This window comes from Micromonospora sp. NPDC047730 (assembly GCF_043204765.1).
Taxonomy (GTDB): domain Bacteria; phylum Actinomycetota; class Actinomycetes; order Mycobacteriales; family Micromonosporaceae; genus Micromonospora.
In genome coordinates, this window is sequence record NZ_JBIDCU010000044.1 from 1 (window position 1) to 11713 (window position 11713).

General features: G+C 75.1%; 2 protein-coding genes. Both read right to left on the reverse strand.

The features are described 5' to 3' along the window. Positions 1-2436: type I polyketide synthase (locus tag ACGF5G_RS35285; protein WP_393271193.1), on the reverse strand; the 2436-nt coding region annotated here is incomplete at its 3' end. Between the two features lie 47 nt (positions 2437-2483). After that, complete coding sequence (locus ACGF5G_RS35290) at positions 2484-11702, reverse strand: SDR family NAD(P)-dependent oxidoreductase (RefSeq protein WP_393271195.1); 9219 nt, start codon at positions 11700-11702, stop codon at positions 2484-2486. Positions 11703-11713: the final 11 nt, after the last annotated feature.

Sequence of the window (11713 nt, forward strand, 5' to 3'; positions counted from 1 at the left end):
CACCCAGTAGTCGACCGTCCGGAGCTCGTCGCCGTCGGCGAGCGCGCCCGTCACGTTCGACACGACCGGCAGCGCCGGCTCGGCGAAGGTCAGCCGACCCAGGACGGCCCGGAACTTCGCCAGCATCGGCTCCATCAACGGGCTGTGGAACGCGTGGCTGACCGTCAGCCGGCGGGTACGCACACCCCGCTCCCGCCAGGCCCGCTCCACCTCGTCGAGGGCCTCCGCGGCACCCGAGACCACCACAGAGGTCGGACCGTTGACCGCCGCGACGCCCAGCCGGTCGGTGAGCCCGTCGATGGAGGCCAGCACCTCGGCCTCCGGCGCGGCGACGGCCAGCATCCCGCCGCCGGCCGGCAGCGCCTGCATCAGCCGGCCCCGCGCGGCGACGAGGGCGCAGGCGTGCTCCAGGGTGAGCACCCCGGCGACGTGCGCGGCGGTGATCTCCCCGATCGAGTGCCCGCCGACGAAGTCCGGCACCACCCCGAACGACTCGACCAGCCGGAACAGCGCCACCTCGACGGCGAACAGGCCCGCCTGCGTGAACACGGTCTGGTCCAGCAGCTCCGCCTCGGGCGTGCCCTCGGGAGCGAACAGGACCGTCTGCAACGGCTGCGGCAACGCCCGGTTCAGGTGCCCGCACACCTCGTCCAGCGCGGACGCGAAGACGGGGAAGGTCCCGTACAACTCTTTGCCCATGCTGGCGCGCTGCGCGCCCTGCCCGGAGAAGAACACAGCGAGCTGGCCGCGCGCGGAGCCCGTACCGGCGAGGACGTTGCCGGCCGGCGAGCCGGCGGCCAGGGCCCGCAGCCCGGCCACCAGGTCGTCGCGGCCGGTGGCGGCGATCACCGCGCGGTGGTCCAGCACGGACCGGGAGGCCACCGACGAGTACGCGACGTCGAGCGGGCGGGCGTCGGCGTCGGCCAGCCAGGCGGCCCAGCGGCCGGCCTGCGCGGCGACGGCGTCGTCGGAGCGGGCGGAGAGCAGGACCGGTACGACCGGACGGTCGACGGCGGGAGCCGGCTCGTCGTCGGCGGCCTCCGGCACCGGGGCCTGCTCGATGATGGCGTGCGCGTTGGTGCCGGACACCCCGAACGACGACACCGCCGCCCGGCGCGGCCGGTCCACGGCCGGCCACGGGGTCGCCTCGGTCGCGAGCGCGACCGCGCCGGCGGTCCAGTCGACGTGCGGGGACGGCTCGGCCACGTGCAGGGTCGGCGGGACGACGCCGTGTTGGATGGCCAGCACCATCTTGATCACGCCGGCGACGCCGGCCGCGGCCTGGGTGTGGCCGATGTTGGACTTGATGGAGCCCAGCAGCAGCGGGCCGGCCTCGCCCCGGTCCTGCCCGTACGTGGCGAGCAGGGCCTGGGCCTCGATCGGGTCGCCGAGCCGGGTGCCGGTGGCGTGCGCCTCCACGGCGTCCACCTCGGCGGGGGTGAGCCGGGCGTTGGTGAGGGCCTGCCGGATCACCCGCACCTGGGAGGGGCCGTGCGGGGCGCTCAGGCCGTTGGACGCGCCGTCCTGGTTGACGGCGCTGCCGCGGATCACGGCGAGGACCGGGTACCCGTGGCGTTGGGCGTCGGAGAGGCGGGCGAGCAGCAGCATGCCGGCACCCTCGGACCAGGAGGTGCCGTCCGCGCCGGCCGCGAACGCCTTGCACCGGCCGTCGGGGGCGAGGCCGCGCTGCCGGCTGAAGCCGACGAAGACCGCCGGCGTGGGCATGACCGTCACGCCGCCGGCGAGGGCCAGCTCGCAGTCGCCGTTGCGCAGCGCCTGGGCGGCCAGGTGGATCGCGACGAGGGAGGCCGAGCAGGCGGTGTCGACGGTGACCGCCGGGCCCTCCAGGCCGAGGGTGTACGCGATCCGGCCGGAGATGACGCTGGTGGCGTTGCCGGTGAGCAGGTGCCCCTCGCCGTTCTCGGCGGCGGCCTGCGCGATCACCGCCTCGTAGCCGTGCGAGGCCGCCCCGACGAACACCCCGGTACGGCTGCCGCGCACCGCCGGCAGCGGCAGCCCGGCCCGCTCGAACGCCTCCCAGGAGGTCTCCAGCAGCAGCCGCTGCTGCGGGTCCATGGCCAGGGCCTCGCGGGGGCTGATGCCGAACAGGTCGGCGTCGAAGTCCCCGGCGCCGTAGACGAAGCCGCCCTCGCGGACGTAGCTGGTGCCCGGGTGGTCGGGATCGGGGTGGAAGAGCCGGTCGAGGTCCCAGCCCCGGTCGGCGGGGAACGGGCCGATCCCGTCGCGGCCGTCGTGCACGAGCTGCCACAGCGACTCGGGCGAGTCGACCCCGCCCGGGTAGCGGCAGCTCATCGCCACGATGGCGACGGGCTCGGAGTTTCGCGCCTCCAGCTCCCGCAGCCGCCGCCGGGTACGCCGCAGCTCCGAGGTCGTACGCTTCAGGTACTCGACGTACTTCTCGTCCTCGTTGCTCACCGTGGACCCACCCTCACTCGGCTTGCCGATGTTCTTGCGGCTGGCGGTCACGACGTCTCCAGCTCGCGGTCGATCAGGTCGAAGATGTTCTCGGCGGTGGCCGACTCCAGGTCGTCGTCGCCGTCCGCGTCGGACTGCCGCTCTGCCAGCCGGTCCAGCAGACCGTGCAGCCGGTCGGTGATCCGGCGGAACTCGGCGTCGGTCGGGTCGAGCCCGGCGAGCGCCGCCTCCAACCGGTCCAGTTCCCGTCCGGCGCCCGCCGACCGGTCGGGTGCGGTGTCCGCGAGGTCGAACTGCGTCGCCAGGTACGCGGCGAGCGCCGTCGGCGTCGGGTTGTCGAAGACCAGCGTCGCCGGCAGCCGCAGCCCGGTGGCTGCCCCGAGGCGGTTGCGCAGCTCGACCGCGGTGAGCGAGTCGAAGCCGAGTTCGCGGAACGCCTTGGTCGGTTCCACGGTGGCCGAGTCGCCGCGGCCGAGGACCACGGCGACGTGCGACAGCACCAGGTCGCGCAGGGCGCGTTCCCGCCTGTCCACGGGAAGGGCGCGCAGGGTGTCGACGAACGCCTGCCCGCCGGCGGCCTCGGCGGCGACGGCCCGCCGGCTGGCGGGACGGACCAGGGCCGCCAGCAGCGGGTGGACGGGCGCGCCGGACGCCGCCATACCCGTGTTGATCTTCGCCGGCATCAGCACCGCCCGCTCCGACCGCCAGGCCGCGTCGAACAGGGCGAGGGCCTCGTCGTTGCCGAGAGCCACCAGTCCGCTGCGCTCCAGCCGCCGCAGGTCGACGGCGTCGAGATGCCCGGTGATGCCGCTGGCCTGCGCCCACAGGCCCCAGATCAGGGAGACCGCCGGCAGGCCGAGGGCCCGCCGGTGTTCGGCGAGGGCGTCGAGGAACGCGTTGCCGGCGGCGTAGTTGCCCTGGCCCGGCCCACCGAACAGGCCGGCGGCGGCGGAGTAGAGCACGAACGCGGTCAGCTCACGGTCGAGCGTGGCCCGGTGCAGGTTCCAGGCCGCGTCGACCTTCGGCCGCAGCACCGCGGCGAGTCGGTCCGGGGTGAGCGACTCGACGGTGGCATCGTCGATGACACCGGCGGTGTGCACGACGGCGCGCAGCGGGTACCGGGCGTCCACCATGGACAGCACGTCCGCGACGGCGTCCGGGTCGGCCAGGTCGGCGGCGACGATCGACACGTCCGCGCCGAGCGCCTTGAGGTCGGCCAGCAGGTCGTCCGCGCCCGCGGCGTCCGGGCCGCGCCGGCTGACCAGCAGCAGGTGCCGGGCGCCGTGCGTGGTGACCAGGTGCCGGCAGAGCAGTGCGCCCAGGGTCCCGGTGGCGCCGGAGACCAGTACCGTGCCGTCGAGGCGCGGCACCTGCGGGATGCTCAGGGTCAGCTTGCCGACGTGTCGGGCCTGGCTGAGGAAGCGGAACGCGTCGGGAGCGCGCCGGACGTCCCAGGTGCGCCGGGGCAGCGGTCGCAGCGCGCCGCTCGCGAACAGCGCCATCAGCTCGTCCAGCATCCGCCTGATCGTGGCCGGGCCGGCCACCATGAGGTCGAAGTCCTGGTAGCTCACGCCGGGGTGGTCGGCCGCGATCCGCCGCGGGTCCCGCTTGTCCGTCTTGCCCATCTCGACGAACCGGCCGCCCGGGGACAGCAGCCGCAGCGACGCGTCCACGAACTCGCCGCTGAGGGCGTTGAGCACCACGTCCACGCCGCGCCCGCCGGTGCGCTCGCGGAACTCGTCGACGAAGTCGAGGGTGCGCGAGGACGCGATGTGCGCGTCGTCGAAGCCGGTGGCGCGCAGCGCCGGCCACTTGCCGGGGCTGGCCGTGCCGTAGACCTCCGCGCCGAGGTGGCGGGCGATCTGCACGGCGGCCATGCCGACGCCGCCGGCGGCCGAGTGCACCAGCACCGACTCCCCGGACTTCAGCCGGCCCAGCTCGACCAGCCCGTACCAGGCGGTCAGGAAGACCACCGGCATGGCGGCCGCGTCGGCGTACGACCAGCCGTCGGGGATGCGGGTGAGCATGCGGTGGTCCGTGACCGCGACGGAGGAGAACGAGCCGGAGATGATGCCCATGACGCGGTCGCCGGGGGCGAGGCCGGTGACGCCCGGGCCCACCTGGAGCACCACGCCGGCGCCCTCGCTGCCCAGCACCTCCTGGTCGGGGACCATGCCGAGGGCCAGCACCACGTCCCGGAAGTTGAGCCCGGAGGCGCGCATCTCGACGACGACGTGTCCCTCCGGCACCTCGTCCACCCCGGTGGGGACCGGCAGCAGGGCCAGGTTCTCCAGGGTGCCCGTCTCGGTGACGTCGAGCCGCCACGGCGCCTCGTCGCCGGGCAGCGACAACGCCCCGGCGTCCCGGGCCCGGGCGAGCCGGAGCACCAGGACGGCGCCGTCGCGGACCGCGAGCTGCGGCTCGCCGGAGCCGACCGCGGCCGCGATCGCGGCGCGGGAGGAGGCGGCGTCGTCGGTGTCGAGCAGCGTGAACCGGCCGGGATGTTCGGACTGCGCCGATCGGACCAGTCCCCACAGGGCGGCGTTGGCGAGGTCGCGGGGGGCCTCGCCGGGCGCGGCGGCGACCGCGCCCCGGGTGTGCAGGACCAGGCGGGTCTGCTCCAGCCGCGGCTCGGCGAGCCACCGCTGCACCAGCGCCAGGGCGTCCCGGGTCGCGTCGTGCGCGTCCGCGACGGCCCGGACCGGGTCCGCGTCCGGACCGGTCCGCAGGTCGACCACGACATCCGGTACGTCGTCGCCGCCGTCCAGCGCGGCGACCAGCTCCGCCAGGTCGCGGTGGCCCGCCACCGGGTGCCCGGTGGCAGCCAGCGCGTCGGCCAGGCCGAGGGAGTCGTCGCCGAGCAGCGCCCAGCGGGTCGTGCTGCCGGCGGCCGCGTCGGTCGCCGGGAGCGGCGTCCAGTCCAGGTGGAACAGCGAGGTGCGCCGCAGCGCGGCGGCCTCGTCGGCCCGGCCGGCGGCGACCGGTCGGAAGGTCAGCGACTCCACCGTGAGGACCGGCTGACCGGCCGGGTCGGACAGGGTGACGGCGACCGTGTCCGGGCCGAGCGAGCGGAGCCGCACCCGCAGCCGGGTGGCGCCGTGGGCGTGCAGGGTGACCGAGCGGAAGGCGAACGGCAACCAGCCGGTGCCGACGGCGTCCGCCGGGTCGCCGAGCAGCGCGGAGGGGCCGGTGGCCTGGAGGGCCGCGTCGAACAGGGCCGGATGCAGGCCGAACCGGGGCGCCTCGGCGGCCACCACGTCGGGCAGCGCCACCTCCGCGTACACCTCGTCGTCGCGGCGCCACACCCGGCGCAGGCCACGGAACGCGGGGCCGAGGCCGAGGCCGCGCTCGGCCGTCTGCGCGTACCAGGCGTCCAGGTCGGCGTCGACCTCGACGGCGTCGGCCGGCGGCCACTCCCCCGCTACGGCCACGGGGGCGGGGATCTGCGGCAGCAGCAGGCCCTCCGCGTGCCGGGTCCACTCGGCGTCTCCGCCCTCCTCCGGGCGCGAGTGCACGGTGACGCCCCGCTCGCCGGTGGCGCCGGGCGCGCCGAGGCGCACCTGCACCTGGATGGCGCCGGTGGGCGGCAGCACGAGGGGGCTGATCAGGGCGAGGTCGCCCACCTGGCCGGCGTCGACCTCGTCGCCCGCGCGGACCACCATGTCGATCAGGCCGGTGCCGGGAACGATCGCCGTTCCGCCGACGGCGTGGTCGGCCAGCCACGGGTGGGTACGCAGGGACAGCCGCCCGGTGAACACCACCGTCTGGTCGTCGGCGACCGGTACGGCCGCGCTGAGCAGCGGGTGCCCGGCGTCCTGGAGACCGGCCGAGCTGACGTCCCGCACCCGGTGGGCGGAGGCCTCCAGCCAGTACCGTTCCCGGTCGAAGGCGTACGTGGGCAGGTCGACGGTCGGCGCGGGCGTGAGGACCTTCGTCAGGTCGACGGGCAGGCCGATCGCGTGCGCGGTGGCCAGGTTCGTCAGCAGCCGCGTCGCGTCGTCGTCGCCCCGCCGCAGGCTGCCCACCGTGTGCCCGGTCGTGCCCGTGTCGTCCAGGATCGCTGTCACCGGCATCGTCAACACCGGATGCGCGGACACCTCCACGAACGTCGTGTGCCCGGCCTCGATCGCGACCCGCACGGCCGCGTCGAACCGCACCGGGTTCCGCAGGTTCTCGTACCAGTAACCGCCGTCCATCGCCGTCGGGTCGGCCCAGTCGCCCGTCAGGGTCGACACCATCGGGACGTGCCCGCGCTGCGGGGCCAGACCGGCCAGATCGGCCAGCATCCGGTCGCGGACCTGCTCCACCGCCGGGGAGTGCGAGGCGTAGTTGAACCGGATCGGCCGCGCCCGCACCCCCTCCGCCCGGAACGCCTCGACCAGGTCCGCCACCTGCTGCGGCGGCCCGGAGATCACCACCGTCGCCGGCCCGTTCACCACGGCCACGACCACCTCGGGGTGGTCCGCCAGACGGACAGCGACCTCGTCGGCGGACAGGTCCACGGCCGCCATCGCCCCGGTGCCCGCGAGACCGGCCAGGGCACGGGCCCGCAGGATCACCGCCCTCGCCGCGTCATCGAGGGACAACACGCCCGCCACACACGCCGCCGCGATCTCACCCTGCGAGTGCCCGATCACCAACTGCGGGACCACCCCCGCCTGCCGCCACACCTCCGCCAGGGAGACACCCACCGCGAACAGAACCGGCTGCAACACCTCCACCCGGTCCAGCCACGACTCGTCGTCACCGGTCAACACCGACACGACGTCCACGTCCAGGTACGGCGCGAACGCCCGCTGACACTCCGCCAGCCGGGCGTCGAACGCCGGGCACCGCCCGACCAGACCCGCGGCCATCCGCACCGCCTGCCCACCCTGACCGGGGAACACGAACACCACCCCGGGCCCGTGCCCGGCGGCGGTACCCGTCACCACGTTCCCCGCCGGGGACCCCGCGGCCAGCGCATCCAGCCCGGACAGCAGTTCGCCGGCGTTCCCGCCGACCACCGCGGCCCGGTGCTCGAAGGTCGACCGCGTCGTGGCCAGCGACCAGCCGACCGCCACCGGTTCCAACCCCTCGTGCTCGCGCACATGTTGCGCCAACCGCGCCGCCTGGCCCGCCAGGGCCGCCTTCGACCGCGCCGACACCGGCCACACCGCCACACCCGAATCCACCAGGCCGGGGCCGCGGTGCACGCCGTCGTCGGCCGCGGACTCCGCGTCGTCGGCCGGGGGAAGATCGTCGGGCTGCTCGATGATCATGTGCGCGTTCGTGCCGGAGACGCCGAACGACGACACCGCCGCCCGGCGCGGCCGGTCCACCACCGGCCACGGCCGGGGCTCGGTCGCCAGCTCCACCGCGCCGGCCGTCCAGTCGATGTGCGGGGACGGGGCGTCCACGTGCAGCGTGGCCGGGACGACGCCTTCCCGCATGGCGAGGACCATCTTGATGACGCCCGCGACGCCGGCGGCGGCCTGGGTGTGCCCGATGTTCGACTTGACCGATCCCAGCAGCAGCGGCACGTCCCGGTCCTGCCCGTACGTCGCCAGCAGCGCCTGCGCCTCGATCGGGTCCCCGAGCGTCGTGCCGGTGCCGTGCGCCTCCATCACGTCCACATCACGCGTGGACAGCCCCGCCGACGCCAGGGCCTGCCGGATCACCCGCTGCTGCGACGGGCCGTTCGGTGCCGTGAGGCCGTTCGACGCCCCGTCCTGGTTAACCGCGCTGCCACGTACCACCGCCAGCACCGCGTGGCCGTTGCGCCGCGCGTCGGAGAGCCGTTCGAGGAGCAGCATGCCCGCGCCCTCGCCCCAGCCGGTGCCGTCGGCCGCCGCCGCGAACGCCTTGACGCGCCCGTCGGCGGCCATCCCGCGCTGCCGGGAGAACTCCACGAACAGGCCGGGCGTCGCCATCACCGTGGCCCCACCCGTCAGGGCGAGATCGCACTCCCCCGCCCGCAGCGCCTGCACCGCCAGATGCATCGCGACGAGGGACGACGAACACGCCGTGTCCACCGACACCGCAGGCCCCTCCAACCCCAACGCGTACGCCACCCGACCCGACACCACGCTCGCGGCGTTCCCGGTTCCGCCGAACCCCTCCACCTGGTCGCCGGCCACCACCAACAGGGACCTATAGTCCTGGCCGTTCGTGCCCACGAACACCCCTGTTCGCGAACCCCGCAACGACCCCGGAACAACCCCTGCCCGCTCGATCGCCTCCCACGACGTCTCCAGCACCAACCGCTGCTGCGGGTCCATCGCCAGCGCCTCACGCGGGCTGATCCCGAAGAACCCCGGGTCGAAGTCCGCCGCGTCGTACACGAAGGCACCCTTGTCCGTGTACGTGGTGCCGGGCTTCTCCGGGTCGGGGTCGACGAGGCGATCGAGGTCCCAGCCGCGGTCGGTGGGGAACTCGCCGACGGTGTCGACGCCGTCGGCGACGAGCCGCCACAGGTGCTCCGGGTCGGTCACGCCGCCCGGGAAGCGGCAGGCCATCGCCACGATGGCCACCGGCTCGTCGCCGTCCACGGTGGGCGGGGCGACGGTCTCGGCGGGTGCTCCGGTGTCGCCGAGCAGTCCGGCGAGCAGGAAGCGGGCCACCACCACCGGGGTGGGGTGGTCGAAGACCAGGGTGACGGGCAGCGGCTGCCCGATCGCGGCGACGAGCCGGTTGCGTAGTTCGACCGCGGTCAGCGAGTCGAAGCCGAGGTCCCGGAACGCGGTGGTGGCCGGGATCGCGGCGGCGTCGTCGTGGCCGAGCACGTCGGCGGCGAGTTCCCGGACCAGGTCGGCGAGGGTCTCCTCCCGCCGGGCCGGGGTCAGCCCGGCGAGCCGGCGGCGCAGCGCCGCCGCGACGCCGTCGTCGCCGTCGCCGTCGAGCGGCGCCCCGCCGTCGAGGGCGACCTTCGCCTCCGGTACGCCCTCCAGCAGCGGCCGGCGCCGGGCGGAGGCGAACGCGGGGGCGAACCGGGACCAGTCGACGTCGACGACGGTGAGGGTGACGTCGTCGTGCTCGAGGGCCTGTTGGAGGGCGCCCATCGCGACGGCCGGGTCCATCGGTGGCACGCCCCGGCTGCGCAGGTTCCGGTCGGAGTCGGTGGTGTGCATGCCGCCCTCACCCCAGGAACCCCAGGCGATGGCGGTGCCGGCCCGCCCGTCGGCGCGCCGCTGCTGCACGAGCGCGTCGAGGTACGCGTTGCCGGCGGCGTACCCGGCCTGGCCCGCGCTGCCCCAGGTGGCGGCGATGGACGAGTAGACGACGAACGCGTCGAGTTCCTGGCCGGCGAGGAGGTCGTGCAGGTGCGCGGCGCCGGCAGCCTTGCCCGCCGTCACCTCGACCAGCTCGGTGGGGGTGACCGCCATGAGCGGGGTGGTCTGGGCGACGCCGGCCGTGTGCACGACGGCGCGTACCGGTGGACCGTCGGCCTGGACCTGGTCGAGCAGGGCGGCGAGGGCGGCCCGGTCGGCGATGTCGCAGGCGGCGACGGTGACCCGGGTGCCGAGGCCGCGCAGCTCGGCCGCCAGCTCGGCGGCACCGGGGGCGTCGGGGCCACGCCGGCTGACCAGCACGATGTGCTCGGCGCCGGCCGTGGCGAGCCAGCGGGCGGCGCGGGCACCGAGGCCGCCGGTGCCGCCGGTGACCAGCGCGGTTCCGGCGGTGGTGAAGCGTCGCACCGGGGGGCGGTCGCCGAGTCCGGCGCGGACCAGGCGGCGGACGAAGACGCCGGAGGCGCGTACCGCGAGCTGGTCCTCGCCGCCCGGTCCGGCGAGGATCGCGGCGAGTCGGCCGGCGGTACGGCCGTCGAGGCCGGACGGCAGGTCGACCAGTCCGCCCCAGCGGTGGGGCGCCTCGACGCCGATCACCCGGCCGAGGCCCCAGATCGTCCCCTGCCCGGGGTCGGTGAGCCGGTCGTACGAGGCGACGGTGACCGCCCCCCGGGTGATCAGCCACAGCGGCGCGTCGAGTTCGGCGTCGCCGAGCGCCTGTACCAGGGCGACGGTGGTGGCCAGACCGGGCAGGACGGCACCCTCGCCGGCCTGCGGTTCCCAGGCGAGCAGAGAGACCACCCCGGCGACGTCGGCGCCGGCCAGGGACGCGGCGAGCCCGGCCCGATCGGCGTCGGGTTCGACGGTCAGCGGCAGCAGCTCGGCGCCGGCGTCGGTCAGCGCGGCCCGGACGGCCCGCACGGCCGGGTCGTCGTCGAGCCCGGCGGGCAGCGCCAGCAGCCAGGTGCCGTCGAGGCGGGCGACGGCGGGCTCGGGGGCCACCTGCCAGTCGGCCCGGTACCGCCAGCCGTCGAGGAGGGAGTGTTCCTGCCGCTGGCGTCGCCAGCCGGCGAGGACGGGCAGCAGGGTGCGCAGCGACTCGATGGCCTCGGCGTCGTCGACGGCGAGGGTGCCGCGCAGGGCGTCCAGGTCGGCGCGCTCGACGGCGTCCCAGAACCGGTGGTCGAGCAGGCCGGCGCCGGCGGCCTGGGCGGCGGGCTCCTCGTCCGGCACCCAGTAGTGCTGTCGTTGGAACGGGTAGGTGGGCAGGTCGACCAGACGTCCGGGCCGGCCGGCGAACGCGGGCCGCCAATCCACCGACGTACCACCGGCGTAGACCTCTGCCAACGCCCGGTGGAACCGACCCAGACCACCCTCACCACGACGCAGACTCCCCGTCACGGTCACCACAGCCGGATCGGCAGCCGCCACCTCGACGGACTCCTGCACCGCCATCGTCAACACCGGATGCGCACTGACCTCCACGATCGTGGAGTAACCAGCGGCGACCAAGCTGCGCACCGCCTCGTCGAACCGCACCGTCTGCCGCAGATTGCGATACCAGTAGTCAGCATCCAGAACCGCGGTGTCCAACCAGTCACCCACCACCGTCGACCGGAACCGCACCTCACTGGTACGCGGCCGCAACCCCGCCAACAACTCCAGCAACTGCTCCCGCAACGACTCGACGTGCACCGAATGCGACGCGTAGTCCACCGGAACACGACGGACCCGCACCTCACGCGACTCGTAAAGGGCGACCAACTCGTCCAACGCCGCGACATCACCCGACACCACCACCGACGTCGGCCCGTTGACAGCAGCCAACGCCACCCGCCCGTCCCACCGGGCGATCGTCGCCGTGACCTCCTCGGCAGTCGTCGCCACCGACACCATGCCACCATCACCGGCGACACCGGCGATGACCCGGCTACGCAACGCCACCACCGCCGCCGCGTCATCCAGACTCAACGCCCCCGCGACACACGCGGCAGCGATCTCACCCTGCG